This is a genomic window from Planomicrobium sp. YIM 101495 (genome assembly GCF_009707665.1).
In the GTDB taxonomy this organism is placed as follows: Bacteria; Bacillota; Bacilli; order Bacillales_A; family Planococcaceae; genus Planococcus.
This window is the reverse complement of the sequence record NZ_WLZW01000003.1, coordinates 101018-126053: the sequence shown is the minus strand read 5'-3', so window position 1 is coordinate 126053 and position 25036 is coordinate 101018. Positions and strand designations below refer to the sequence as shown.

The following is a 25036-nucleotide window of genomic DNA, read 5'->3' as shown; positions in this document are numbered from 1 at the left end:
GGCACGCTCAAATTTCAACCCCACCACATTGCTGTAACGAATAATGCCCAAGCAGAGGGCGGAAGGGTTATCATGAGAAATAGCGTGATATAGAGATCCTTATGTTTCTTGGCGAAATCCTGCTTTTCTATAAGGTAAACCACCAATACTCCACTGACTAAATAGAGAAGGTATGCCGTAACCGCCAGAGCAGTTAAAAGGTGAGGAAGCGGAATCGAAGTGAAATAATCATGCAAACCATAGACCAATACCTGCCTCCACCCGCACAAATATGTCGCCAGTAAGTAACTCGCAATCAATCCGCCATAAACTTTCCACATCCTCAGCACCTCGTTCTTTTTCATTCTCTGCTTTTTTCAGTTGTTTTCCGTTCCAGCACCTTCAAATGTAACAGCGGCTCGTCCCCTAAGCCGTTCTGTAAGATCTCGTTTTGCCCGAACAGTACCACACACGTGACAATCACATTCCAGCCTGTTGCAGCACGGCCTGTCTCGATTTGAATCAGTGTTTTTTCGATATTCCTAAAACTTTCGCCATCTCGTCTTGCGAAAGTTCCCTTTCAAGACGGATCAGCTGCATTTTTTGTGAAACGATTTCGATCAATTGCTCCTGGTTCACTGGAGTGCCTGTATTACCTTAACTCTATAAGTGTAATATTACACTTATAGGGAAATTCGTCAAATATCATTAAAAAAGCAACCGCTCCTTCACCGGTTTCTTCTGCCCAAATATTCTATAATCGCTAAACTGTTTTTTATAATCCCTTCAAGTTACATTCTACTTATTGATGCCATTCATGAAGCCAGATTTTCTTCTGTTCTACACTGTAAACAGCGGTGAATGTGTCATAATCATCCCGGTTCGTCTGGTGATGAAAATAATCGCCGATTGAAACTTCTACTGGGTTTTCCGAAAAGACGTTTTCGATTTCAGCTTGTGTTTCTTCATTTCCTGTATAGATCTCAACCGTTCTGGATCTGAAGAAATCGAGGTGATCGCGCACTTCATCTATATTTTCTTCAGTGACCTCCACTAGCCCCATACTTTCAGGATCTTTTATCGCCTTGTCGTACGTAAGCACCGTCAACCATTCGCCATCACCGAGAAAGCTCGATGGTGTTCCCCATAATTCCTCGTAATCAACCGGTTCAGGCAATGCGAAATTCCATTTTTCATTCATACTGTGTGTGTATTCCGCAGCGGTCGGCCCATGTTGAAGGGAATAATTTAGGGCTACGAAAAGAATGGCAACTCCAGCTGCAGAAATCACTAACCATTTCACCTTGGTCATTTTCCAACCACCTCTTTCCTAAAAGAACGAGGCTGCTCGTCAAAAGTTGCTCGGTGCCTAAAATTAATCCATCAGCGGCTGTTCACGGCAAGTGCCCCGTTACACGTCAAAAGCCCGGCCAGTCCAGGGACTGCCGGGCTCCGATTACGTTAGACATTCAGCACCGCACATACCGCCGCTTGAACCCAAGCCGGCCCTTGCCCAGCTCTTTCCGGATTCTTTCAGAAACATGCAACACAGCTGGCTTCTTGCCGTCCCGCTGCATTTCGACCGGTCCGATTTCTTCAGCGATTTTGAGTGCCAGTTCACTTAAGGGTGCATAGGAAATGCCGGCCGTGTAGAGAAAATTATCCATGGCGGATTTGGTCCGCTCAGGCGCTTCGTAAATATCGGCCTTCACTTTTTCCAGCATTACAGCAAGCTTTTCTCCCGAAAATTCTTCGTCTTTCCGGCTGCCGAGCAACCAGCAATAACAGCTCCAGCCGGCGGACATCTTCAATTCGTCACCGCTTGCAATCCACTTGTCTGCGACTCCCTGGGCGATGTCTGATTCCGATAACGTGACCGCGACAACGTAGTCCGACAACATATAAAAATAGGCACCATCCATCCATCGGTCGTAATCGGATGCGGTCATTGCATTCGGATCCGCGATGACGCCAGCAAAATACATCGCGTCATAATTGCCGGTGGCGTAAAGCTTCTCCGCCAAGGATTGATCGATACCGGTTTTCTTTTTGATGGCTTTCATCGCGCCTGTCGCAACGCCGAACACCGGTTCGCAAGCACCGTTTGAAAGATAGATCTTTTTTGTCCGCTCCTTGCCGAACGCCCGAAGTTCCTGCATTACCTGTTCGATATCCATCTTGCCACAGCCTTCCCTCTAATGATTTCATGCAATCAGTTTACACCAATTCAACAGAATACGGAATGCATCCTCTGCACAAAGTGGGTTCCTCCATCCGGACGATGCTCTTTACATCCTGCGCGGCTTCGTTTACACTGAAGGCATCGGGACAACCCGAGCACGAAAAATCGCATACCGTTTTCTGCACTGGGGGTGCTTATTTTAGCTGAGATGCGAGCGAAAGCTCCGATCCCTTATGACTCGATCAGGTTAGGACCTGCGTGAGGAAGTGCGGTGACTTTCCGTAATACGACTTCTTTTTTTGCATGGAATAGTGGCTGCATCTTCACGGATGCGGCCCTTTTTGTGTCCAAAAAGGAGGAATATTCAAATGGAACCATTGCACTGCGGCACGAGCCCGATCGTCGGATTCCGGTTTTCACTGCATCCGATGTCCGGGGATTTCATTAAAATCATCAAAGGAGCATTAAATGAAACGTATACTTCGAATGTGTGGATGCACACGGATGATGTATCGACCGTCATCCGCGGGAAACAGCCCCATGTCTTCAACGTCGCGAAAGCATTGACGCTGCATGCTGCGAAAACCGGCGAACATGTCGCATTGTCAGGCACCTTCTCGATCGGCTGTCCGGGGGATTCGTCGGGAGATGTCTATCTCGATAAGGATGATGTCCTGCTCAATACGGATGACACATCGCAATACGTCTCTTCGCAGTTCGCCTTGTATCCGATGAACAATCCGGATTACATGGCGGTCATTTACAAAGAAATCGAGCGGGCAAAAGAGCACGGCGTCTGGAACGATTCGATGCACTACGCGAGCGGCATCCACGGCGATATCCATGACGTGTTCGCGTTTTACGAAGAGGCATTCACCCATGCACGGACGGAACAGCACCCCCATCTTGTCATGACGGTTTCCATGAGCATTAACAGCCCTGCGCACGGAGGGCCTGCCAATGCTTAAGGGATGGAAATTGAAAGAAATTGTCCTCATGTCACTGTTCGGTGTCGTCTTCGGTATTGTTTACCTGCTTTTTGTCCATGTCGGAAATATTTGGGCCGGCGTCATCGGCCCGCTCGCTTACGAGTGGATGTTCGGCATCTGGTTCATCGTTTCGATCATCTCGATGTACATCATCCGGAGGCCGGGAGCTGCCTTTCTTCCGGAAACACTTGCGGCGCTCATCGAAGTCGTTCTCGGACACGCAGCCGGACCCCGCCTCATCTTGTCCGGTGTGGTACAGGGGCTCGGAGCGGAAGCGGCATTTGCCTTGACGCGTTACCGGCATTTCACGCTTCCGATTTTGATGCTTTCCGGCGCCGGTGCGGCCATTTTCAGCTTCGTTTATGGCTATTTCATGTCGGGCTACGCAGCACTGGATCCAAGTTTCGTCATCCTGATGCTGACGCTGCGCATCTTGAGCGGGGCGATCATCGCGGGTATCGGCGGCAAATACATCGCGGACGGATTGTTTGCGACCGGATCGCTGCGCGGCTATGCGATCGCCCGCGCTCAGAAGGGTGATGCGCGTGCATGAAGAAGTCTTCACACTCGACAACGTAGCGTTTCGCTTTCCCGATGACGAGGAAGCGGTGCTCCGCGGCATTTCATTCACAGTGTCCCGGGGCGAACGGGTCGTCATCACTGGACCAAGCGGATGCGGCAAATCGACCTTGCTTTATTTGCTGAACCGCCTTTATCCGGATAACTGTGACGGCGAAGTCAGCGGGACGGTTACTTTGTTCGGCAAAAATGCGAAATCTTTTGCGCCGGGCGAAATCAACCACCGCATTGCGACTGTCTTCCAAGACCCCGACGCGCAATTCTGCATGCCGACGGTCGAACAGGAACTGGCATTCACACTCGAAAACTTACGGGTGCCTGTTGTTGAGATGGAAGAGCGAATTGCAGAGGTTTTGGAACTGACCGGACTCACAGAATTGCGCCACACGGTGATCCAAACACTGTCAGGCGGAATGAAACAGCGCGTGGCAACCGCCTGTGCACTCGTCATGCGACCGGAAGTGCTGCTGCTTGATGAACCGGTGTCCCATCTCGATCCGTACACGACAAGACAATTCATCGCCTGGCTCGGTGCACTTCAGCAGCAGCTGGAATTGACGATTGTCGCAGTTGAACACCGGCTTGATTTATGGGAAATGTTTTTTGAGCGGCGCATTTGTTTGAACCGGGATGGCACGCTCATCGAAGATACGCCGTTCACACCGGTTCATCCGCTCGAATATCCCGAGCGCACAGCAAGCATAAGAAGTGAAGTGGCGGTCTGTACCGATGGACTTGCGGTCGAAATGAAAGACAGAACCTTACTGAGTGATGTCTCTTTCAAATCCCGGCACGGTGAAATCACCGTCATCGCCGGACCGAACGGCAGCGGCAAATCCACGCTCATCAAAGCGCTGTGCGGCATTTACAAAACGTCGGCGGGAACCGTTCGATCGGGCCGTGTCGGCTATGTCCCCCAGTCACCGGAATACTTGTTCTTGACCAAAAGCGTCGCGGAGGAACTCGCCTTCTCCGGTATTTCGGAAGCATCTGAGCTGGAAGAACTGATGGAGCGGCTGCGGCTCGATGAAATAAAGGATGCGCATCCATTTTCCGTCAGCCACGGACAGAAACGGCGCGTCGCAATCGGTGCCATGCTTGCGGACCAACGCCATGTGCTGATGCTCGATGAACCGACTTCCGGACAGGACGGAGCGGCTTTGCTTGAACTGTTCCATCTGCTGGACGCGCGGGCCCGGGAAGGTGCGACGGTCTTTGTCGTCACACATGACATGGAATTTGCAGCAGCCGTCGCCGATTCGGTTCTGCTCGTAAAAGAGGGGAAGCTGACCGGAAAATTCCGGGCGGAAGATCTTTGGCGGCAGGAAGACTTGCTCGAAGCGCACCACCTGCTGCCACCGAAAGGAGTGCGTACACTTGCGGAATCTTTTGCATGACATGAATCCGACCGTGAAGTTCCTCATCGTGGCGGTATCGTTGATTACGCTCGCCTTCTTCTTCAACCTGTGGACGCCGCTGCTGTTCTTTATTGGCATACTCGGGCTGCAGCTGACACTGAGCCGCATCAATTGGAAAGTATGGCTGCTGTTCATGCTGCCGTTTACGCTCGGCTCATTCGGCTATCTTTGGACAACAATCGTATTCGGCGCTGAGACGGGTGGCACTGTTCTGTTCGAATTCGCCGGCTACCAGGTGACCGATGCGCAATTGGCAGTCGCCTTATCACTCGCTTTCCGCGTGCTGGCGTTTTCCAGTATGTCGCTGCTGTTTGCGTTTACGACCGACCCCGTCAAGTTCATCATGAGCTTGATGCAGCAGTTGAAGCTGTCGCCGAAACTTGCCTACAGCGTCATGGTCGGTTATCAGTTCCTGCCTGTCATGAAAGACGAATTCGTCCAGATCCAGCAAGCCCACCGTCTGCGCGGTGCAGATACAGAACAGCGCTGGTGGCAGCGGATGCTTGGCGCCCGTCGCATCTTGATTCCGATGCTTGCCGGCGCGGTCCGGAAAGCGGAACGTTCCGCGTTTGCAATGGAAGCGCGCGGATTTACAGGAGAGGCGCGTCAGGAATTTTACCACCCAATCCGTGTCCGGCCGCTTGATTTCGCGCTGACCGGCGTGTTTCTTTCCATCCTCGCTGCGAGCTGTTTGGGCGGTGTTTGGTTGAGCAGCTGATCGGTCGAAAAACCCCCGGAGGAAAAGTCCATTCTTTTCCTTCGGGGGTTCATTTTGTCGTTTCGCCCCTCAATGCAATTTCACCACACCTCATATCTCCCGCGTACCTCACTCATCCTCCCAATTCCACAATTCCACTTTCCCAAGCTGCTCGCCGCGGATGCTTTCTTCCGCTTCGAGTCGCAAGAGCTCCTTCACCGGTCCCGTCACGACCGCTCCATACACCGTGAAGCCTTCGTTCTTCAAATACTCATGGCGCTCCTGCAAATTACTGAGCCCGAGGAAAAATTCGATGTACTCATCATCTTTTTCATCAAGCAGCCGTCCCATGTTCTTGATCATTTCAGTTTTGCTTTCTTCAATTGTATCTTCATCCAAAGCGTACATGAGCATACTAGACAGGTAATCGTCGGAAACAGAACGTGCACCTGTTAGACCAAGCGCATCAAAAACAGAGAGGTCATCTGCACTACTTCCCGAAGCACCCGGTCTGAAACCGGTGAACTCCCCCGTATGAAGCTGCATCCAGAGAATGTCGACATCGTAAGGCTGAAGTATTTTCATGAGCTCTTCCGGCGCCATCATCCGATCAGTCGAAAATGCCAATTCCCCGACCGTTCCTTCATGCAGCATATCAAGCGTTTCCCACACTTCAGGCTGTTCGGAAGCATTCAGTTCGTTGCCGCTGCGCGGATCTTCCGGATAAAAGAAACTGAATTCATTGAGCTGCTCCATCCTCGGCATCCTGTAGCTAATCGAGGAATTGGAATTGGTCAGCGTTTTCCGTACATCTAGCTCTCCGACGATCACGTCTTCCTTCCCGATCCTTTTAAACAAAGAATACGTAAGTTCTTTCGTTCCGAGAAGTGACGTCTCCCCTTCCGTAAAATCGAAAGTGCCCCTGACGTTCGGTACTTTCCAGTCGAGTGCCAGCTTCGTATAATAATCGCTTTCTTCTGCGACATGAAACCGCGACACGGCAATATCGATGACAACCGAATAAACGCCGAATACAACCCCCGCAATCAGTAAAACCCGCAAAATCTTCGCCGTCAAACGGTAACGGGACCTCTTCAATATTTTCTTCTCCAGCTCATCATTCCACTCCGTCATGATGCCATCCTCCTTTTTCAGCGATCTTGGCCAGTTTCTTTCGCGCCCTGTGCAGGTTGCTCTTCACTTGTGCTTCCGTCAGACCCAGCGCCGTCTGGATTTCCGCGTAACTGAATTGCTCCACTTCGCGCAAATACAAAATCGAACGGTACTGCTCCGGCAAAAAGCCGAGCAACTCCTGTAGATCGCCCGTCAATTCCTTCGCCATCACTTCTTCTTCCGGCAAACCATACGGGCTGATCATCTCGTCGTCTGCATAAAATAATTTCACGAGCGGAATAGTTTGACGCCGCTTCCGCTTGCGCCACTCATCGATGTATAAGTTGCGTGCCACTCTGAACAGCCACGCGCGCGCTTCCTCCCCTTCATATGTATCAAGCGAAATGGTCGCCCGGACGAATGTCTCCTGCGTCAAATCTTCCGCCACGTGCGGGGAGCCGGACATTTTCCACAGGAAATAATAGAGGGGTTTCGCATACAGCCTGAACAAATCTTCCAAACCCTGATCCTTCATCCGCTCCCCCTCTTCCCATTCCTACTGTAAACACGTCTCGTCCTTCCCAATGTTACAGGTTTTGTGAAAGTTTTTCTGTATTAAAAAAAGAAGGAACTAGGCAGTCCTTCTCGCTTTCGGAAATCAACTATCCATTTCTTTATTCACCATACATATTCCACAATCAGTTGAAGAATGAGCAGCACCGTGACATTGCGCAAAATCGGCTTGATATGGACAGGGTTCAGCTTCTGCGCGATCCGGACGCCTGCCTGCGCACCAGTGATCGAGCCGGCCATCAGCGCCAGTGTCACCGGCCAGATGATGACGCCTGAAGATATGTAGGAGATTGCTGCACCAAAACAGCTTGAAAAGTCGCCAGCCGGACAAGACCGATCCCTCTGTCCGTTGTCTTCCTTCATTAAAAGTATAGCGGGAGAACAGGCATAAGAAAATTACATGCTTTCAATAGTTCTCAATAAGATTAACTTATAGAGCATAAAAAACGCAGCGGAGAATAATCATCTCCGCAGCGCTTTTGTTCATCTTATAAATTAATCGTTACATCGCCTTGTTCACGCAGCTTCGCGACGAGCGTTTGAGCTGCTTGTCCTGCTTTTTGCTGCTTCAATTGCTCAAACAATGTCGGCTTCACTTCTTCATAAGCCGGCATTTCTTCTCCGCCTGCTTCTTCCTGCTGTGCTTTCAGCTGATCATACGTTGCTCGGACTTCTTCTTCTGTCGGCTCCGTATCACCCGCTTCTTCTGCCAGAAGGGCATCAAGTTTCACTTGCGTCTCGATTTGACCCATGATCTCTTCTTCAGACATGCCTTGCTCTTTCAAAGCTGCAAGCAAGTCATCAGAAGTTTCCATGCCGTTCTGTGCCGTCAGATCATTCAACATCGTTTCGACCGCTTCATCGGAAGCAGTGAAATCGCGGTTGCCCGCTTCTTGGATGAGCAACTTCTGTCCGACGATGCTATCTGCGACCATCTTCTTCAATTGGTCTTGATCAAGCTCCTCACCAGTCATCTGTGACTGCATCGAAGCCTGCTGGAATTGTGCTGTATAGACCGTTTCAAATTCTTCTTTTGTCACTTCTTCCCCGTTCACTTCTGCTACGACATTCGGCACGCCTTCAAGATCTGGCTCGGGCATTTCTACTGTTTCTGCGCCTTCCTCCGTCGCTGCTTCCTCTTGTGAATCAGGTGTTTCGTTTTTATCTGCCGCTTCATCAGCACCGCCACACGCCGCTAATGCAAGTACGGACATGCCAAGTGTCAATCCTGCAAACCACTTCTTAATCATTGTCATTCCCCTTCCGTCTACCATGTCCGCAATTATATCACCTCACAAACAGATGTAAACTGATATCCATCGAAGGCAGATCGGGTACATGACACCCTTCTCCCTTAATGGCTTCCCTTAGATAAGCCAATGATTTAATTAAAGAACAGCAATCCAATTGAAATCGGGATGAAACTGTAGAACAGAATGATGACACAGAAGCCCATGATATCTTTCACTTTCAGTCCGGCAATCGCGAGTAGCGGTAATGCCCAGAATGGCTGGATCATGTTCGTCCACGCATCTCCCCAAGCTACAGCTAACACGGTTTTCGCGTTGTCTACACCAAGCTGCATGCCCGCTTCGATCATGATCGGACCTTGTACTGCCCACTGCCCTCCACCTGAAGGGACGAAGAAGTTCACAATACCTGCGCTAATGAAGGCGAACAGCGGGAACGTGAATTCATTAGAGATGCCGATGAACAAATTAGACATCTGGTCAGACAAGCCGGATGCCACCATCATACCCATGATTCCCGCATAAAACGGGAACTGGACGATGATTCCGCCGACGTTTTTCACTGCATTGTTGACACTTTGCAAAAACCTGCGCGGTGTACCGTGCAAAAGAATTCCAAGGAACAGCATGATCAAGTTCACGATATTGATGTTCAAATTGAAGCCGTTCGTCATGAAGAAGTAGGTCGCATAGCCAAGTCCAAGCAACGAAATGAAGAGTGTGACAATTTTGCTGTTTTCAAGTCGTTCGGAAGGAGTCGGGTTGTCGATCTTTTCTTCCTCATATTTCTCTTCGATCGTGTTGTTCTCCCAATCAATCGCATGCGAGACTTCCTGTCCTTGACGTACTTTCATCAAGTACGCATTCAAGAATGGCATCGTCAGAAGAATAAAGACGACGATGAAGATGTTAGTAAAACTGAAGATTGTCTCGCTCACAGGGATGATTCCCATCTCTGCTTCCAAAAAGTGCCCTTCTGTCGCAATCAATAATGGAATTGATGCAGAAAGACCCCCGTGCCAAACAAGGAATCCACTGTACGCACTGGCGACCAGCAATCGGTAATCGACAGTTGGCACTTTCTTCGCGATTTGGATAGCCATCAATGCACCGACGACCAACCCAAAACCGTAGTTGATCAAGGAGCCGATGATGCCGACGAATGTGACTAAAATAATTGCTTGTACTGGTGTTTTTGCCAATCCGCTGATTTTCTCCAGCCCTTTTTTAACGATTGGCGTATTGGCCAGTATATATCCCGTGACGACAATCAATGCCATCTGCATTGCAAAGGCAAGTAATTCCCAGAATCCTGTCCCCCAATGCTCGACCATTTGGATCGGTGAACTGTCCGTTAAGAATACTCCCATCAAATAAACAACGAACGTTAATATAATTGCGAAAATGAATGCATCCGGTAAGTAACGTTGCACGATCCGGTCAAAAAAATTCGTGATCGACCTCATTACTTTTCCCCCTTTGTAATTTTAGTAAGTAAGGCGTACCCCTTTGCCAAGTGCGCCCCCAGCTATCATAGCAATATTTCCGAAAAATAAGAATACATCCCAGGCAATAAAAAAACCGGAAGTCATTTTTACTTCCGGCGATTCTCTCAATACATCAGGGATTTCTCCTCATTACTAAAGGGGACTGCCGGCTCCACTGCGGCCATTTCCCTTCTACAAAAGGTCTCGTGAAAAATACTACCGCATTCGAGCTCGTCCAATAAACGATGGATAACCAGACGACCGGCAGGATAAGGATGAACGAAAGACCTAGCTGTTCCGGGAACCAGTTCAGCGCGGTGAACAATTTGACGAAGAACAAGTGGAGCAAATAGACATAAGCGGTCCGTCTTCCCAGGTAAGTCGTGCTGATCCGTTTTTTCGGTACCCACGGCAGGAATGCCACGATGCCAAGCAGCATGACGACGTAAAAGACGAGGCGAAGCACGGTTCCTTCCAGCAGCGAATCTGCAATTTCTACAAATGGATGGCGCGCCAAAAGGGCATTGCGTGCTTGTTCAAGAGAGAAGAACGACAGGATAGATGCGTTGAGGACGATCGCCACGACTGCCAAGCCTTTCGCCCGACGTTCCTTGAAAAAGCTGAACTGCCCTTTTTGCAGATGGTGGCCGATCAGGAAAATCGGGAAGAACACGAAAGTCCTCGAGATGCTGAGAAATTCACCAGCCGCATCCACCCAGCCGATGACAACGCCAAGTATGAAGGCAACAAGGATGGGATGTCTCAGTTTTGCAAAAGGGAACAGCAACAAATTCCAGAACAGCAAACTGAGCAAAAACCACATGCCGAAATTCGGCGCGAACAGATTCACTGCCAATTGCCCCCACGTTTCCGCAAGTCCGTCCATCCGCAAATAAAAGACCTGGAACACAAGATACGGAACGAGCAGCGTAAGCAGTAATTGTTTCACGAACCGCCTCGGATCTCTGCTGAAGTGCTTTGTGAAAAAGCCGCTCACCAGGACAAGCGCCGGCATCCGGAAAGAAGACAGGAAATTATTCATGAAAAACAGGGTATCATTCGCCTCGCGCACCGGGCTGATCAAATGGCCAAGTACGACGAGCGTCACAAGAAAAAAACGGGCATTATCGAAATATGGGTCCCGTTGTTTTCCAGTGGTCTGTAATTGCTGTTTCATGACGATCACCTCTTCGTTTCTGTCACTTCCACAAATGTTCTGGATGGTTGGTCGTGATCGCGATTTTCTCTTCGATCTTCCAAACGCGTTCAGCGCTCTTTTGATCATCCACGGTCCAAGCAATCAAGCCTGTGCCGTTCTGCCTCAGACTCTCGACTATTTCTTCCTGTATGTATTGATGGCTGAGCGACACAGCTTTCGCTTCGATTCGGTTCACGCCTTCGATGATACAAAGCGGAGCACCGGCGAACACAGCGATACGCGCGATTTCCGGGGCTAGTTCCTTGCACGCCAGTAACGAGTGATGATCGAATGAGATGAGCTGGCAGTCCTTTACTGCATCAAACTTGTGGATCAGCTGGATGACTCTTTCCTCTAGCGCGCTGTACATGCCTGCTGCCTGCTTCAACTCGATCAGGAGCGGCTTCTTGCTAGCGACAAGCGCCAGCACCTCTTCCAATGTCGGAACCTTCTCTCCTGCAAAAGCTGGGTCGAACCAGCTGCCTGCATCGAGCTTTCCGAGTTCCTCTGCCGTTATTCCCCTTACTTCCCCGCTGCCATCCGTCGTACGATCGACGAGGGAATCGTGAATGACGACTGGCACTCCGTCTTTCGTCAGGTGCACATCGATTTCGATTCCCGCGATGCGCGGTTCTTCCAAGGCAAGCTTGATGGCACTTAAAGTATTCTCAGGTGCTATTCCAGACCAGCCGCGGTGGGCGATGAATTGTTCCACTCCAATTCCTCCTTCATTTCACTCCGGTATAAACAAACGCCCGGATGATATGACGCTGCGCAAAAAAGAAAATGACCAGGATCGGCACCACGAGCAGCATATTCCCTGCCATGACGATATTCCACGAAGCGCCGCCTTCCACTTGGCGGAGCATGGCGATGCCGAGCGGCAATGTACGTGCCTGATCAGTCGTCGTCATGACGAGCGGCCAGAAATAATCGTTCCAATGAGCGATGAATGAAAACAATGCAAGCGTAATCAGCACCGGCTTCGCAAGCGGCAGCATGATTTTGCGGATGATCTGCCATTCCGTTGCATCGTCAAGACGTGCTGCTTCCAACAACTCTTCCGGTACTTGCATGAATGACTGGCGCAGGAGGAAAATCCCGAACGCACTCGTTGCAAATGGCAGGATCAATCCCCAGACCGTATCGAGGATTCCCCACGAACTCAAATTCAAATACACCGGCAGGAAAATCAACTGGCTCGGGATCATGAGACAAACCATCGTCAATGCGAAAAAGAAATTCTTCAGCGGGAATTGGTAACGTGCGAATGCATAGGCCGCCGGAATGATTGTCGCGAACTGCAAGACGAGAATCGCCAATGTAACGACGACACTGTTGATGAAGTATTTCAGGAATGGACCTGAATTCCAGGCATCAACGAAGTTCTGCCACTGCAACGTTTCCGGAATCCAGACCGGCGGGAACGTCATCGTTTCACCGAGCGATTTGAATGCGGTGCTCGCCATCCAGATGAACGGGATCGCAAAGATGAGAAACAGCATGAGCAGACCGAGTCCATTCAGTACTTTTATGATTGGTGACGTGTTCATCGATTTCCCTCCATTTTCATCGGTAATGTACTCGTTTGCTCAGGACTTTGAAATAAACGAGCGTCAAGACACTCAAAATGATCAGCAAGATCACGCCGGCTGCGGAAGCATAGCCGATCTTAAAGAACTGGAAGCCGTATTCATAAATATAATAAACGAACGTATTAGTCGAGTTGATCGGACCGCCGCCCGTCATGAGGTTGATTGTCTCGAACACTTGGAACGAGTTGATGACGCCGATGATGGTCAGGAAAAACAGTGTTGGTGACAGCATCGGCACTGTGATCTTCAAGAACCTTCTCCAAGGCGGCGTATGATCCAGTTCTGCCGCTTCATAAAGATCTTTCGGAATGCTCTGGAGCCCCGCGATAAAAACGAGCGTATTAAATCCGATGCCTTTCCAGACTGCCACGAGAATCAGCGAAGCAAGTGCATAATCCGGACTCGTCAGCCAGGCGACCGAATCGATGCCGATGAGATTCAGGAGCCAATTGAGGAGACCGTAGTCCCCGTCCATGATCCACATCCACAGCATCGACACAGAAACGAGCGAGATGATATGCGGACTGAAAATCGATGCCTGCATGAAGGAATACAACTTGCCGCTCCGGTTCAACCAGATTGCAAGCAGCAGCGAAATGCCGATCGTCAGCGCAACAGTAAAGAATGTGTAAATGAACGAATTGGAGATGACCTCGCGGAAATCCCGGTCATTCAGCAAATAACTGAAGTTCGCAGTGCCGACAAAGTCTTTCACCGGACTGACGAAGTTCCAATCGTGAAAACTCAAATAGATCATATAGCCGATCGGATAGATAAAAAACAGTGCAAAGACGAGAATCGCCGGAAAAATCATTGCATACGGCCGCACTTTTACCCACGAAATGAAACTTTGCTGGCGTGTTTTCGGCTCCTCCATATCAACCTGGACTTTAGCGAACGCCATGCAGGACCGCCTCCTTGTTCGCGGAAAGGTCCGTATCCGGCACAGCAGAACCATCTGCTGCAAATGGGTGGAGCTTCTCCAGCGGGATTGATACATAACAAGTTCCCCGGGACGGAATCGGTGTACTGAAACTGCGGATATTCATCATGCCGATGCGGTTTTTCACTTTATAGACTGTTTCTGCACCAAGTGTCTCAAGTGTCACGATTTCACTTTCCAGCTCTGCCATATGTGGTACATTCCTTGTCTCCAGCGCCAGCTCCGCATGCTCCGGCCGGAAACCGATCGATGACACACCTTCCGGCACCTCTTCCAGTACACTTTCAAAAGCGTCCCGCCCGAAGACGTTCATCGGTGGCTGACCGATGAATTCAGCAGCAAAGACGTTTCCTGGATTCTGATACACTTCGATTGGTGCCGCCTTCTGCTGGACCTCACCCTTGTTCAAGATGATGATTTCATCCCCCATCGACATCGCTTCCACCTGGTCGTGCGTCACATAGACGAACGTAGTACCAAGTCTCTCGTGCAATTCGATTAATTCCGTGCGCATTTGTGTCCGCAGTTTGGCATCCAGATTCGACAGCGGCTCATCCAGAATGAAGACTTTAGGTTTTTTGACCATTGCACGTGCCAGCGCCACCCGCTGGCGCTGGCCGCCGGATAACTTGTCCGGCTTCTTATTCAAGTGATCCGTCAGTCCGACAATTCCTGCGATTTCGTCGACCAATTGCTGCCGTTCTATTTTCGGCACTTTACGATTGGCCAGTCCGAATTCGATATTGCCTCGCACCGTCATCGTCGGATATAAGGCATAGTTCTGGAAGACCATCGCGATATCGCGTTTGCTCGGCGCCAGATCATTCACCAGCTTGCCGTCGATCCAAATATTGCCTTCGGTCTGCTGCTCGAAACCGGCAAGCATGCGAAGAATCGTCGACTTGCCGCAGCCGGATGGTCCGACAAGCACCGTGAAGGAGCCATCTTTGATGGTCAAGGAAATATTTTTGACGACGCAGTCTTCATTGAACGTTTTCGAAATGTTCTCCAGTCTGATTTCAGCCATAGATTTCTTCCTTTCGTTCCGCTGATGTCTGTTCTTTCAGCTCCATAAGAAATGCGGCGAGTTCTTCAACAGAAGCGACTGAAGCGGACCAAGGTGTCGCATCGTCATGCTGATGTCTGCTGACCAGGCATGTATGTCCACCTATCCGGCGAACGGGGTGCAGATCATTCCACGGATGATCGCCGATCGACAGAATTTCGTGCGGTGCAAATCCTTCCTTTATTAACTTGTCTGACAACCCTGTAATGCCATCCGGCTTTTTGCCGTCGTAGTAAATTTCATCGAACACGTCCTCAGCCCCGAGGAAGTCCACGAAATCCTGACCGGTCGGTAGCGGTGAATTGGTCATCAAGATCAGGCGTTTCCCTCTGAGTGCGGCAATCGCATCGAAAAGACCTGCATGTTTCACGATCAAGTAAGCTTCTGTCAACATTTCTTTCCGCACTTCTTCAAATGCATTTCGTCCCATCTCTGCTGGAATGCCGTGACGGTATGCCATCAACTGTGCGACTCCCCATGGATCCCCGAGATAGGTCAGTACTCCTACAGCATTCGCGTTCCAGTCAAGCGCAGTACCTTCCCAGTCACTGCAGCTCACTGGATGCAGCTCTTCCTGCCGGTAAAAGACAAGACGCTCAGGGTCGTAAAAATAGCCGAGTTTGATTGGTCCTTTCCCTTCAAGAATGTCGTAGGCACATGCAGTCGTCTCTTCGATCTCCTCTTCTGAAAAACGCCCTTCCATCATCTTCCTGATATAGCGTCCCATGAACGTATAGTCCTGATAAAGCGTCCCATCCATGTCGAAAATCAATGCCTTGATATCATTCATCCAGTTCATTTCTCTCTCTCCCATCATTTTGAACAGTCTTTTCGAAAAACATTCCCTTTACTTCAAGACTGCGTTCGCTTTTTCGGCTGCTGCGTCAAGTGCATCTTGTGTCGGAATGCTGTCGTCCAGAATTGCGCGTGTCATTTCGTCGATTAAGATCTTTACGACTTCCGGATAGTTTTCTGCCATCGGACGGGCGATCCCGTTCTCCAATTGATCGACAGCCACTTTGAACTGAGGTTTCTCTTCATATAAAGACTGCATTTTCTCGGACTCTGCTGCAGACAATCGGCTCGGCAAGTAGCCAGTATATTCGGAAGCATAAGCTGTCTGCTCCGATGCTGTCATGAATTTGATGAATTCCCATGCCGCCTGCTGTTTTTCTTCGTCCAGATCATTTGTCATGACAAGGTTCGCCCCGCCAGTTGGAACTTTCGCATGCTCACCGCTCGGCATGAAGTACGTGCGCAATTCAAATCCTTTTTCATCCGCCAATTGCAGGAGATAAGACAAATCAGCAGTCGAAGAGAATAACATCCCCGAATGTCCATTAATGAAGTCTTGCTTCATCTTGTCTCCCGCTTCTGTACCTGAATTAAGTTTCAGTGTTCCTTCAGCCACCATGTCCCGCCAAAGATCGAACGCCTGGGCGCCTGCTGCACTGTTGAATGCTACTTCCGTATAATCTTCGTTCATCGTCGAACCACCAGCCTGCGCAATCAATGCTTCGTAAATCCAAAGATCGATTGCACCGGACATGCCGACGCGCCCTTCATCGTTCGTGAATGCCCGTGCATATTCTTTGAAGTCTTCCCATGTTTCCGGCCCATCAAGGCTAAGGCCGACTTCTTCCGCCATCGTCGCATTCATGTAAAGGATCGGAGTGCTCCGCAAATATGGAAGTCCGTATACTTTTCCGTCAACGTACGAGTTCCCCATAAGCCCCGGATTGAAGTCATCCATCTCGATTTCTTCATCTTCGATAAAAGAAGTAAGATCCTGTGTCATGCCTGATTTTGCAAAGACGCCCATCGAAGCGATTTCGTTCTGCGTCACTTCCGGTGCGTTTCCAGCCGCGAATGCAGCCTGTGTTTTTGCGTGCAATTCATCATACGACCCTTGGAATTCCGCAGTCACATGGATCTCATCCTGTGATTCATTGAATTGCTTGACGAGGTTTTGGTTGTTCTCGCCGATCTTATCGCCCCACGCATACCAGTACGTCAATTCGATTTTGCCGTCTGCATTTCCACCGGTATCTGCTGAAGCGCTCGGCTCCGAATCTTCCCCGTTGCCACATGCAGCCATTACCATCAACGCCAATGCCATGATCAAAAACAAACTCAGTTTCTTCATTCTCCTACCTCCGTTTTGTTTTATTGACAGCCCCGGCCACACAAAAAGACCTCAAATAGTCCTCCGCAGTCACGGAAGTTATTTGAGGTCTCTCTCAGCGCACCCGGTTGCTATCTACTTGTCATAACCGATTGTAACGGTCAGTTGTTAATCCGGTATGTAGCTTATGTAAAATCATATTAATGTTTTCACTTCGGAAAAATCCATCTTCCATAATGACTCATTGGAAGTACTGACGGCGATGGCTCCCGCTTCCAGTGAAGCTCTTACACCTTTCGGGGACGATAATAGGCCGCCGGTAATGACCGGAACCTCCAGCTCCTTGGCAAAAGAGCGGATCACATCGTGTAAAGTCGACGGCATGATTTCAATCAGATCGGGAGGCGGATGCTGTTTGTTCTCAAGCACATTATGATACACTTCCGAATCGATCATGAAGACGCGCTGGACGACGAACATCTTCCGCTCTTTCGCTTTTTTGATGAGGGAAGGTTTCGTCGTGACGATGCCGAACGGGCGGACGTAATCCGTCAAGAAACTGATGCCTTCGTTGTTCAGAAGCAACCCGCCGATTTTTTCTGCATGGACGAGTACCGGGATCCCTTCGCTTTGCAGCACTTCGACAAAGCGCTTGACGTTCAGGATCGAACCGGTCAACAGAAATGCCGCGCTGATCCGCTCCTTATTCGCCAGCGCCTTTTCGATATCTTTCGGTGATTTGACGGCAGCGATCGTCTTATGTGTGTGCAGCCGTTCGAAAAATTCCTGTCGCGTCCATTTCACTTTCATAGATCCAGCTCCCTCCGCTTGTCTTCCTATTTCATTATAGAAGTTCCCGCGGGTGCCATGTGAAATCTTCACAAAGCTTAACAATTTCTTAAAGGCAGCTTACCATTCACCTGCAATACTGGAAGTGTAAAATGAAATGGAGGAATGTTGACGATGAAGATTGCAGTGATCGGAGATTTGCATTACCCGGAATTGACAGAAGACTATCCATTTATCGAAGAAGACCGGAACGCGTTTTACAAGGAGTTTATCGAACGTTTTTTCTCAGTGCCAGCAGATCTGTACGTTTCCGTCGGAGACTTGACGAACTACGGACAGCCCGAGGAACTGGAAGAAATCTATGCATTGATCGATGAGCAGCACAAGCCGTTCGTCCACGTACTCGGCAATCACGACGTTTACGGCCTGACACGCAAAGAAGTGCTCGCCATCACGAGACAGCCCCGTTATCATGCACGCATGACTGATGAAGTGGCCCTTGCCTTCATCGACACGGCAAAAGAGCAAGACTTCAATGACTGGGGCGGAACGATCGATCCCGAACAGCTCGAATGGCTCGGCGGCATCGTTGAAAAGAGCGATGAACGTCCATTGATCGTCTTCGGCCATCATCCGGTCCATGCAACAACGACCAATTCAAGTCAGGACAAACTTTGCATCCACCCGGACATTCCAGTCTGGAACGTACTCAGCAATTCACAAGCGAACGGCTTGTATGTCCACGGTCACAACCATTTCAACTCCATCGCAGAACGTGAGCAATGGCACTTCCTCCAGATTGCCGCAGTACTCGACCAGCAGGCTGTCCGCGTCATCGACGTCAACCAGGACCGCATCACAGTCGAAACGATTGGCCTATCCGACGCGGAACTCCTGCAGCGTGCACGCAATATCGGCAACGCTATCAATCATTTCAGTCTCAATCCGCATCCGCTCGGCGCAAACGAAAACTGCACATGTGAAATTCCATTGAAAGTAAGAGCAGCGGAAGAATCCATGTGAAGTGTCTGTCACTCTGGTGTCTGGCGCCGAATGAAAAAGAGCGCTGAGATGGTTTATCTCGCGCTCTTTTTCATGTTTTTCTTATTTTGTTTTTTCTCTTTCATTAGCTTCTTTTCTTCCATTCTCTTCTCCCGGCCGCGCTTGATGAACTGGAAGAAACTGATCAGTCCGATGATCAGCAGGATTCCCATCCCCACGCCATAAAAGACTGTCTTGAATTCAATCGGGATGCTTTCGGTGCTGCTGATGGCAGCCGCCCCCAGCACGATGATCGCGATGATCGCCAGCACTGCTCGTTCGTTCATGGTAAAACTCCTCTTGGATTACTTTTAATCGGTGCCTTGCACTCGTCCGATTTTACCACGGACTGCAGGAAGAATTCCATCCGAGCTCAGCCATCAGCTCATCAAACGGCGGCAGTCTCTTTTTCATTTGACGGTGCGGCAGCAGGACGTCATCCCGGAAATGCCGGAACATCTCGGCGTCCATTTCCGGGAATTTCCGCTCCAGGCCAATTTTGCTCCGTTCATCCAGCACATCTAGTGCGTAAATGATATATGCCGTCATCACGGGAAATTCTTCGCGGATCGTTTCCAGATCCTTGTGAAACGCACGAATATAGCCATCCAGTTCAAAAAAATAAGGGGTGTGCGGAGCGAAGCCTCCTGTATATTTCCGCTCGTGCTGAGGCATGAACGACGTAGCGCTTCCCGTTTCCCAGACGCCCGTCAGGATCGCAAAAGCTGCGACTGCCGCACGTCTCGTTTCAGGATCCGGATCTGCGAAATGGCGTTCGTAATGATCGAATTCACATCCCCAGCCGCCGTGGAAATGCGTCGGATCGAACACCTTCAGCACATCTTCCATTTTTTCCACGATGGACTTGCTGGAAATCGGCACTTTTTCACGGTTCGGGTCGTAATGAACCCGCTCCTGCAAGAACCGCTTATAATCCAGACTGTTGCCAAGGTAATACACTGGCGAGCAGTAGATGAGAATGCTGTCATCCGAGGCCGCATCCAAAGCTGCCTCCGTCATCCACCTCATTGCCTCCCCGGAATTTCCCGCATCATATTCAGCATACGCATAAAACGTCTTCAGCAAAGCCGAGTCCTGAAATTTGCTGATCCCTTTCATCAGGACGTCCTTCGCGTCCTAAATCCTGCCCCGGAGACGATACATCGAACCGAGTTGTGCGTGCGCACTCCGCGCCTGCTCCCCGTCCAGACCGAGATCGAGCTCATATTCGTAATGATGCCTTCTTCCTCGCCTCCCAGAATATCGAAGCTCCAGCCGCATTCGTACTGGAGGGATGCGTCAGGGGGATGCTGCTCCGCAAGTTTCACGAGCAGCTTGTTGGATTCAATGAGCTCACCCTCGCGGCGGAGCTTAAGCGCTTGTTGGAGCGATTCATTCATTGTTTCATCACCCCTTGTTTGCGTTAGGGCACTTCTTCAGCACAATCAAGTGCCTTGCACTGATGTTATGCCTTAGACTCCACTTCTTTCATCGCATCTCCAAGCTTCCCGCTGATGACCGACATACTGCCGTCCGTTTCCAGCACGACAGCCTGCACATCCTCCATACTGCCGTTGCCGCCATTTCGGACTGCCTGCGTGACTTCAAATTTGCTGACGCGCTCTTTCTTCAACGTTTTTTCCAAAAAGGTCCCATTCACATACAGCAGACTCGGTTCCGCCTTTATGAAATCACTGAACTTCCGTGATCGGACGGACAGGAATGTCACGATGTACTGCAAAACAATCAGCAAGCCGAATGAGGCCATCCCCTCCAGCAGACTGATGTTGCTGTCGAGTAAAATCGTTGCCAGTATCGAACCGAGTGCGACTGTCACGACAAGGTCGAATGCATTCAGTTTCGTGAGCGACCGCTTGCCGGAGACACGAAGAAAAAACACCAGCGCCACATAAGCAAAAAAGCCGACCGTGATAATACGGACAAAGTTGTCCCACGTTATTTCAAACATCGGTTCCCCTTCCTTTCAGTGAAGAATTAATTCACAGTGCCCATATCCCATAGTTTCCCCCTATCATTCCAGGCAAACAACGTGATGGCGACGAAAGAGTTGAATCCGCTTCCGGAAATTTCGATGGCTTCAGACTATTATTAGCTTCTTCCACCTGGCGCTGCGGCCAAGACCAATAAGTTGTTATTGGCTCTCCCATCTCCAACCTTATCATTTCAATCAAAATGATAAGGTTTAAATATGTCCATTAGAGAATAAACCTTATCATTTTTATAAAAATGATAAGGTTTTTTACTCATTTGATGAGCATCCATAGATTCGAAACGCTTCTGATTACTCTTCTTGTCACTTGTAGATACGGGCAAACCTTTTCAGCAGACCGGGTTTGCTTGATGGTGTTTCTACCTCTTCTTTTACATCTGATAGATCATAATAATTGCCGAGCGCCTTAAGAAATTCCTTTTGCAGCTCTTCAACATCCAATAATGGAGACATCAATACAGGATAAGCTTTATTCAATTCAAAAATTACGCGCCTCCCGTATCGTTCGTCTTTCCCTAAATCAGGCCGATCTGTTATTTTGGCTTTTAACACCTCGCCGAGATCCAAATTATGAATCACTGTCAAGACCTTTATTAAGAATTCACTATTTCTGAAAATCGAGTACTTGATTATATAGTTAAAAATATCGAGATTCTCTACAATCAACTCATAATATTGGTCCTTCGGCAGAGCACGCTCTCCCGAGTCCTCTACGTACTCCACCGCTAAAATGCATTTGTAAATATAGTTCTCCCAATCGAATGTTTTAGTGACAATATTGCAAAACTCACGGTAGCTTTCAAAAGCTTGCGGGTAATGCTCCTCTATATAATCGCGTTTTTGGGTGATCAATAATGAATGCCAAAAACGTTCATCAAAATGAATATCTCGTTCAAGCTCCACATAATAATCTGCAATTATACGAAAGGCAGCCATAAAATCGTTTTTTCGTTTTCCCTCTGTTCCCTTACCTATATAAAAGGGGAAATCAGGCGCATCTGCAATTTCGACTGTTTCATCCGAGAAAAAAGAATCGTGTGTAACCTCCCCTTTCCTGAATTCCAGGAAGAGCTGTTCATCTTCTTTATAACCTTCTTTTAAAAGCCTAATCTTCATTGATCGCCAACTCCTTTACGGCTCTCACATATTTTTCGACGATTTGATGGGAAATCCGCCCAATCACTTCATCAATATTCTCGTTATCAAGCGACTCAATGCCTTTACTCATCATTAGGTTATAAAGTTTGAAATCCAATAAATCCTCAGGTTGCATGATTTGAGTCAACTCGACCAGTTCATCATCTTCTTCTGAATAATTTTGAACAAAACGTTCTAAAGCCATGCGCAATCCCGTGTATAGATAAGGATTGATAAAGGCACTTGCTTTGGACATGGACTGGAATTGTGTCTCCTCATCCCTGAAATGAAGGACAATGCTTTCAGAGCCCAATTCGAACTTAATGGCTGATTTCAGACTTGGATCCATTCGCTTCTCAAAAATATCCAAAGGATTTTTCATACCGCCTTCAAAAATGACAATGTTAGAAAATCCAAGCAATGAAAGTTTGGGTACTTCAATTGAATTCTTTAAATCACTGTAAAAGGCGTTCAGCTCACCATTCTCAGCAAAGTTGACCGACATTTTTGCGACAATGTGTAGCTGAATCGAAGTACGGCTTGAAAGGGACATCCGATTTTTCGCGATTTCCACTTGCAGATCATTCGGTTCCAGCGTAAAGAACTTCGTGTCTTTCGATTGAATGATCAATAAATACTGCGCCACCCCTTCTGATAGGAGCCGTTTCATAAAGGGCGAGGTCAGGTTCTCCTGCACCTTAAAACGATAAATATCGCTGTCTTCTTCGAAATTTATCTTTATTGTAAAATCACTTTCCTCATAAGCGAATGAGTTGGAAGAAAGAATGGGATAAGGAAAGTTAGCGTCTTTTTTATAAATCATTTTACACCTCTACGTAATAAATGAATTTTAACGAGCGATTATAAGCAGGATGGAGTGCCAACCGCAGACTGACAAGACCGTCCTTGATGGACACATTCTTAATGAAACCCGAACTGATTTCACATTCTTTGCCGCTATTCGTATCAATCACAGTCGAATAATTCTCCTGCATATTGAACTCATTCAGGTATTCTTTTCCCATGCCATCCACAATATTAAATTTTATTTGGCAGCTTTCGGCTTTGGCCACTACCGGATCGCTTGTCAAATTTAATCGGATAACTTCCTGGTTCTGCATCAATAGACGCTCGACCCGAGTTGGACTAATTTTGTATTCATCCTTTTGATTCTCAGTCGCATTTTCAGTTTCCCCTTTTTTTCGTGCCTTGCCTTTTCTCCGTACCCCTGTATCAGCAGGATTCACAGCGGCCGTCTTTTCTTTCTTCCTGCGCTTCACTTTTGATTCTTCTGCGTCAGTTTTTTCTCCAGCATCATTTCTTACGATACTCTTGCCATTTTTTATTTTCGTGGCTGCAAAGGTCTGGGATAAATTATCCTTAAAATCCAGTTCCATTGTATAGAGTAGGTCCCCTGTATTTATCTTCCCATCCACAGGGTTGGATTTCCGGATTTCTTCTTCAATGACTTTGACAATTTCCTTAGTGAGGTTATTAATGAATCTCCGTGCATGCTTCATTAACTGGGGGTCCTTGATATCATCACTCGAAATCTTAGTGTGAGATTCATTTTCCAATGATTTCAAATAGCTGTCCTCTTCAATACCGCCTATGAGAACTGCATTAAATGGCTTGGTCGAATTATTCTTCACTGTAAAGTCCTCAATTTTCATGCCGATTGTTCGAATGATTCCCATCCGGCCTTTAGGGATGCGCTCGTCATAGTTAAAGTACAAATTGAACTTAAAGTTGTTCGTTTGATTGGCGACTTCTATTACACGGGGCTGCATATTTTTATAAGTATCGACGTATAAAGGCGTAAAGACTTTCTTCATCATTTCTACTTCCTGAATATAGTATTTAGGGTTCAAAACAATTGAATCGATCGTATTGTGATCAATCACGAGATCATTCACATGCACCACAAGTTTTTTCTCGATAATGGAAACAAAGAAACTATCGCATACAGCCCGGATCACTTCATCTTTATTATAGAAATTCTCTCTTAAAAATGGTATGACGATTTTCAAACCACGTGTCTTTTTCTCGAAAACTTGATGGAATCGATTTTCAAATGGCATAAATTTTTCGTCTTTTAACTTCGCAAAATATCCTGTGGACCGGTAGTAGCTGTCTCCTAATGTATGTTCAATCAACTGGATAGTCCCGCCCAAATGCTGTTCACCATGCGCATCACAATTGGCAAAATACATCATATGTATATCTGAAGCAGCGTTCGATGCGATTTTACCGATGCCATGGGATCCTCCGCGCGAAGCTTCAAAACTTTCATCCTTCTCTTCAAAATGAACACCCTTATTGTAAGCATAAATCCCCCATGTGTGTTCCTTAGAATTGCTTTGACCATACTTCGCTCCGCTCAGCCCTTTGGTATTGCTGTCTTCGAAGGAAATATAGCGCACATTTTCTTCAAGCATAGAAGCTTTCATATGGCTGATTGTTTCCTTTGTATACCCGTTGCGGCCTTCGAGACTGTTAATGCGATGAACGATGGAATCTAGCCCTGGGATCGCCTCTCGGTTTACAGTTCCCAATTCGATTTTCACCGCGACGGGCTGATCCGCTTCCGCTAATCGGCCATCCAACGAGTTTTGTATATTTTCCCGGGTCAATCCTGCCACTCCCAAGCTATAGAACCGCTCCAATACTTTATTGAAATTTGACTCTTCAATGTTAGGAATTCTAGAGAATTGCCAAGTATTATTCATGTCATTCATCCTATGCACCTCATTTATTGTGTAACTATAGTTTAATTAGCTTAAGATAATAGATCAACCAAATAATACTTTTGTTAGAATATTATTTCTTGTATAGGCACTAGTAAAATGCTCATGCATTTTTAT

Annotated in this window: 27 protein-coding genes and 1 riboswitch; of the genes, 5 read left to right on the top strand and 22 right to left on the bottom strand. The window is 48.3% G+C overall.

Going from position 1 to position 25036, the window contains the following annotated elements; translation table 11 throughout:
- Window positions 1-14 precede the first annotated feature (14 nt).
- The 3 genes from GIW82_RS11850 to GIW82_RS11840 form a co-directional block, all read right to left on the bottom strand.
- Window positions 15-344, bottom strand: coding sequence for a hypothetical protein (locus GIW82_RS11850; RefSeq protein WP_195914036.1), 330 nt, complete (start codon window positions 342-344; stop codon window positions 15-17).
- A 437-nt stretch (window positions 345-781) separates the two neighbouring features.
- Complete coding sequence (locus tag GIW82_RS11845; RefSeq protein ID WP_154750157.1) at window positions 782-1291, bottom strand: hypothetical protein; 510 nt, start codon at window positions 1289-1291, stop codon at window positions 782-784.
- Between the two features lie 157 nt (window positions 1292-1448).
- On the bottom strand, window positions 1449-2156 hold the full coding sequence (locus tag GIW82_RS11840) for a DNA alkylation repair protein (protein ID WP_154750156.1): 708 nt from the start codon (window positions 2154-2156) through the stop codon (window positions 1449-1451).
- Between the two features lie 181 nt (window positions 2157-2337).
- Window positions 2338-2443: riboswitch (TPP riboswitch) on the top strand.
- Between the two features lie 86 nt (window positions 2444-2529).
- Here GIW82_RS11840 and GIW82_RS11835 point away from each other — a divergent pair.
- From GIW82_RS11835 to GIW82_RS11820, 4 genes are read left to right on the top strand one after another with little or no spacing between them, the layout of a single operon-like run.
- Window positions 2530-3129 carry a YkoF family thiamine/hydroxymethylpyrimidine-binding protein gene (locus GIW82_RS11835; protein ID WP_154750155.1) on the top strand — a complete coding sequence of 200 codons (600 nt, stop codon included), beginning with the start codon at window positions 2530-2532 and terminating at the stop codon, window positions 3127-3129.
- The gene (locus GIW82_RS11830) at window positions 3122-3703 is read left to right on the top strand and encodes an ECF transporter S component (RefSeq protein WP_154750154.1); all 582 of its coding nucleotides are present in this window, start codon (window positions 3122-3124) and stop codon (window positions 3701-3703) included. Before GIW82_RS11835 ends, GIW82_RS11830 begins: the two co-directional genes overlap by 8 nt.
- Complete coding sequence (locus GIW82_RS11825; RefSeq protein WP_370456221.1) at window positions 3696-5126, top strand: ABC transporter ATP-binding protein; 1431 nt, start codon at window positions 3696-3698, stop codon at window positions 5124-5126. The genes GIW82_RS11830 and GIW82_RS11825 overlap by 8 nt, the downstream gene beginning before the upstream one ends.
- Entirely contained in the window at window positions 5107-5865 is a 759-nt protein-coding gene (locus GIW82_RS11820; protein ID WP_154750152.1) for an energy-coupling factor transporter transmembrane component T family protein, read from the top strand. Before GIW82_RS11825 ends, GIW82_RS11820 begins: the two co-directional genes overlap by 20 nt.
- 108 nt (window positions 5866-5973) lie before the next feature.
- Here the strand turns inward: GIW82_RS11820 and GIW82_RS11815 are convergent, their stop codons facing one another.
- From GIW82_RS11815 to GIW82_RS11755, 13 genes are all read right to left on the bottom strand, one after another.
- Window positions 5974-6978, bottom strand: a complete 1005-nt coding sequence (locus GIW82_RS11815) for an anti-sigma factor (protein ID WP_154750151.1) — start codon at window positions 6976-6978, stop codon at window positions 5974-5976.
- Window positions 6962-7492, bottom strand: a complete 531-nt coding sequence (locus tag GIW82_RS11810) for a sigma-70 family RNA polymerase sigma factor (RefSeq protein ID WP_154750150.1) — start codon at window positions 7490-7492, stop codon at window positions 6962-6964. Before GIW82_RS11810 ends, GIW82_RS11815 begins: the two co-directional genes overlap by 17 nt.
- A 143-nt stretch (window positions 7493-7635) precedes the next feature.
- Window positions 7636-7893, bottom strand: a complete 258-nt coding sequence (locus GIW82_RS11805; RefSeq protein ID WP_230309379.1) for a sulfite exporter TauE/SafE family protein — start codon at window positions 7891-7893, stop codon at window positions 7636-7638.
- A gap of 125 nt (window positions 7894-8018) precedes the next feature.
- Window positions 8019-8786, bottom strand: a complete 768-nt coding sequence (locus tag GIW82_RS11800) for a SurA N-terminal domain-containing protein (protein ID WP_370456220.1) — start codon at window positions 8784-8786, stop codon at window positions 8019-8021.
- Between the two features lie 128 nt (window positions 8787-8914).
- Complete coding sequence (locus tag GIW82_RS11795; protein ID WP_154750148.1) at window positions 8915-10246, bottom strand: short-chain fatty acid transporter; 1332 nt, start codon at window positions 10244-10246, stop codon at window positions 8915-8917.
- A gap of 154 nt (window positions 10247-10400) precedes the next feature.
- Complete coding sequence (locus tag GIW82_RS11790) at window positions 10401-11444, bottom strand: acyltransferase family protein (protein ID WP_195914035.1); 1044 nt, start codon at window positions 11442-11444, stop codon at window positions 10401-10403.
- A 22-nt stretch (window positions 11445-11466) separates the two neighbouring features.
- On the bottom strand, window positions 11467-12180 hold the full coding sequence (locus GIW82_RS11785) for a glycerophosphodiester phosphodiesterase (RefSeq protein WP_154750146.1): 714 nt from the start codon (window positions 12178-12180) through the stop codon (window positions 11467-11469).
- A 13-nt stretch (window positions 12181-12193) separates the two neighbouring features.
- Window positions 12194-13018: a carbohydrate ABC transporter permease gene (locus GIW82_RS11780; RefSeq protein WP_154750145.1), complete on the bottom strand. Its 825-nt coding sequence runs from the start codon at window positions 13016-13018 to the stop codon at window positions 12194-12196.
- 16 nt (window positions 13019-13034) lie between these two features.
- Window positions 13035-13964: a carbohydrate ABC transporter permease gene (locus GIW82_RS11775; protein ID WP_154750144.1), complete on the bottom strand. Its 930-nt coding sequence runs from the start codon at window positions 13962-13964 to the stop codon at window positions 13035-13037.
- Window positions 13951-15030 carry an ABC transporter ATP-binding protein gene (locus tag GIW82_RS11770; RefSeq protein WP_154750143.1) on the bottom strand — a complete coding sequence of 360 codons (1080 nt, stop codon included), beginning with the start codon at window positions 15028-15030 and terminating at the stop codon, window positions 13951-13953. The genes GIW82_RS11775 and GIW82_RS11770 overlap by 14 nt, the downstream gene beginning before the upstream one ends.
- The gene (locus GIW82_RS11765) at window positions 15023-15868 is read right to left on the bottom strand and encodes an HAD family hydrolase (protein ID WP_154750142.1); all 846 of its coding nucleotides are present in this window, start codon (window positions 15866-15868) and stop codon (window positions 15023-15025) included. The genes GIW82_RS11770 and GIW82_RS11765 overlap by 8 nt, the downstream gene beginning before the upstream one ends.
- 48 nt (window positions 15869-15916) lie before the next feature.
- Window positions 15917-17215, bottom strand: coding sequence for an ABC transporter substrate-binding protein (locus tag GIW82_RS11760; RefSeq protein WP_154750141.1), 1299 nt, complete (start codon window positions 17213-17215; stop codon window positions 15917-15919).
- Between the two features lie 174 nt (window positions 17216-17389).
- The gene (locus tag GIW82_RS11755; protein ID WP_154750140.1) at window positions 17390-18004 is read right to left on the bottom strand and encodes a glycerol-3-phosphate responsive antiterminator; all 615 of its coding nucleotides are present in this window, start codon (window positions 18002-18004) and stop codon (window positions 17390-17392) included.
- Between the two features lie 153 nt (window positions 18005-18157).
- Here GIW82_RS11755 and GIW82_RS11750 point away from each other — a divergent pair, with 153 nt between their 5' ends.
- On the top strand, window positions 18158-19006 hold the full coding sequence (locus GIW82_RS11750) for a metallophosphoesterase family protein (RefSeq protein ID WP_195914034.1): 849 nt from the start codon (window positions 18158-18160) through the stop codon (window positions 19004-19006).
- 53 nt (window positions 19007-19059) lie between these two features.
- On the opposite strand, the gene GIW82_RS11745 is transcribed toward GIW82_RS11750, so the two are convergent.
- The 6 genes from GIW82_RS11745 to GIW82_RS11720 form a co-directional block, all read right to left on the bottom strand.
- A complete protein-coding gene (locus tag GIW82_RS11745; RefSeq protein WP_154750138.1) occupies window positions 19060-19311 on the bottom strand; it encodes a hypothetical protein in 252 nt (83 codons plus the stop codon).
- 52 nt (window positions 19312-19363) lie between these two features.
- Window positions 19364-20044: a hypothetical protein gene (locus GIW82_RS11740; protein WP_154750137.1), complete on the bottom strand. Its 681-nt coding sequence runs from the start codon at window positions 20042-20044 to the stop codon at window positions 19364-19366.
- A 445-nt stretch (window positions 20045-20489) separates the two neighbouring features.
- A complete protein-coding gene (locus GIW82_RS11735; RefSeq protein ID WP_154750136.1) occupies window positions 20490-20993 on the bottom strand; it encodes a DUF421 domain-containing protein in 504 nt (167 codons plus the stop codon).
- A gap of 345 nt (window positions 20994-21338) precedes the next feature.
- Complete coding sequence (locus GIW82_RS11730) at window positions 21339-22151, bottom strand: hypothetical protein (protein ID WP_154750135.1); 813 nt, start codon at window positions 22149-22151, stop codon at window positions 21339-21341.
- Window positions 22141-22995, bottom strand: a complete 855-nt coding sequence (locus GIW82_RS11725; protein ID WP_154750134.1) for a hypothetical protein — start codon at window positions 22993-22995, stop codon at window positions 22141-22143. The genes GIW82_RS11730 and GIW82_RS11725 overlap by 11 nt, the downstream gene beginning before the upstream one ends.
- A 1-nt stretch (window position 22996) precedes the next feature.
- On the bottom strand, window positions 22997-24910 hold the full coding sequence (locus tag GIW82_RS11720) for a hypothetical protein (RefSeq protein WP_154750133.1): 1914 nt from the start codon (window positions 24908-24910) through the stop codon (window positions 22997-22999).
- Window positions 24911-25036: the final 126 nt, after the last annotated feature.

Bases quoted from the DNA above. Each gene is read 5' to 3' on its own strand.
- GIW82_RS11850 (WP_195914036.1), bottom strand. From the start codon at position 344: ATGAAAAAGAACGAGGTGCTGAGGATGTGGAAAGTTTATGGCGGATTG.
- GIW82_RS11845 (WP_154750157.1), bottom strand. From the start codon at position 1,291: ATGACCAAGGTGAAATGGTTAGTGATTTCTGCAGCTGGAGTTGCCATT.
- GIW82_RS11840 (WP_154750156.1), bottom strand. From the start codon at position 2,156: ATGGATATCGAACAGGTAATGCAGGAACTTCGGGCGTTCGGCAAGGAG.
- GIW82_RS11835 (WP_154750155.1), top strand. From the start codon at position 2,530: ATGGAACCATTGCACTGCGGCACGAGCCCGATCGTCGGATTCCGGTTT.
- GIW82_RS11830 (WP_154750154.1), top strand. From the start codon at position 3,122: ATGCTTAAGGGATGGAAATTGAAAGAAATTGTCCTCATGTCACTGTTC.
- GIW82_RS11815 (WP_154750151.1), bottom strand. From the start codon at position 6,978: ATGACGGAGTGGAATGATGAGCTGGAGAAGAAAATATTGAAGAGGTCC.
- GIW82_RS11810 (WP_154750150.1), bottom strand. From the start codon at position 7,492: ATGAAGGATCAGGGTTTGGAAGATTTGTTCAGGCTGTATGCGAAACCC.
- GIW82_RS11805 (WP_230309379.1), bottom strand. From the start codon at position 7,893: ATGAAGGAAGACAACGGACAGAGGGATCGGTCTTGTCCGGCTGGCGAC.
- GIW82_RS11800 (WP_370456220.1), bottom strand. From the start codon at position 8,786: ATGACAATGATTAAGAAGTGGTTTGCAGGATTGACACTTGGCATGTCC.
- GIW82_RS11795 (WP_154750148.1), bottom strand. From the start codon at position 10,246: ATGAGGTCGATCACGAATTTTTTTGACCGGATCGTGCAACGTTACTTA.
- GIW82_RS11790 (WP_195914035.1), bottom strand. From the start codon at position 11,444: ATGAAACAGCAATTACAGACCACTGGAAAACAACGGGACCCATATTTC.
- GIW82_RS11780 (WP_154750145.1), bottom strand. From the start codon at position 13,018: ATGAACACGTCACCAATCATAAAAGTACTGAATGGACTCGGTCTGCTC.
- GIW82_RS11775 (WP_154750144.1), bottom strand. From the start codon at position 13,964: ATGGCGTTCGCTAAAGTCCAGGTTGATATGGAGGAGCCGAAAACACGC.
- GIW82_RS11770 (WP_154750143.1), bottom strand. From the start codon at position 15,030: ATGGCTGAAATCAGACTGGAGAACATTTCGAAAACGTTCAATGAAGAC.
- GIW82_RS11765 (WP_154750142.1), bottom strand. From the start codon at position 15,868: ATGAACTGGATGAATGATATCAAGGCATTGATTTTCGACATGGATGGG.
- GIW82_RS11760 (WP_154750141.1), bottom strand. From the start codon at position 17,215: ATGAAGAAACTGAGTTTGTTTTTGATCATGGCATTGGCGTTGATGGTA.
- GIW82_RS11755 (WP_154750140.1), bottom strand. From the start codon at position 18,004: ATGAAAGTGAAATGGACGCGACAGGAATTTTTCGAACGGCTGCACACA.
- GIW82_RS11750 (WP_195914034.1), top strand. From the start codon at position 18,158: ATGAAGATTGCAGTGATCGGAGATTTGCATTACCCGGAATTGACAGAA.
- GIW82_RS11745 (WP_154750138.1), bottom strand. From the start codon at position 19,311: ATGAACGAACGAGCAGTGCTGGCGATCATCGCGATCATCGTGCTGGGG.
- GIW82_RS11740 (WP_154750137.1), bottom strand. From the start codon at position 20,044: ATGACGGAGGCAGCTTTGGATGCGGCCTCGGATGACAGCATTCTCATC.
- GIW82_RS11735 (WP_154750136.1), bottom strand. From the start codon at position 20,993: ATGTTTGAAATAACGTGGGACAACTTTGTCCGTATTATCACGGTCGGC.
- GIW82_RS11730 (WP_154750135.1), bottom strand. From the start codon at position 22,151: ATGAAGATTAGGCTTTTAAAAGAAGGTTATAAAGAAGATGAACAGCTC.
- GIW82_RS11725 (WP_154750134.1), bottom strand. From the start codon at position 22,995: ATGATTTATAAAAAAGACGCTAACTTTCCTTATCCCATTCTTTCTTCC.
- GIW82_RS11720 (WP_154750133.1), bottom strand. From the start codon at position 24,910: ATGAATGACATGAATAATACTTGGCAATTCTCTAGAATTCCTAACATT.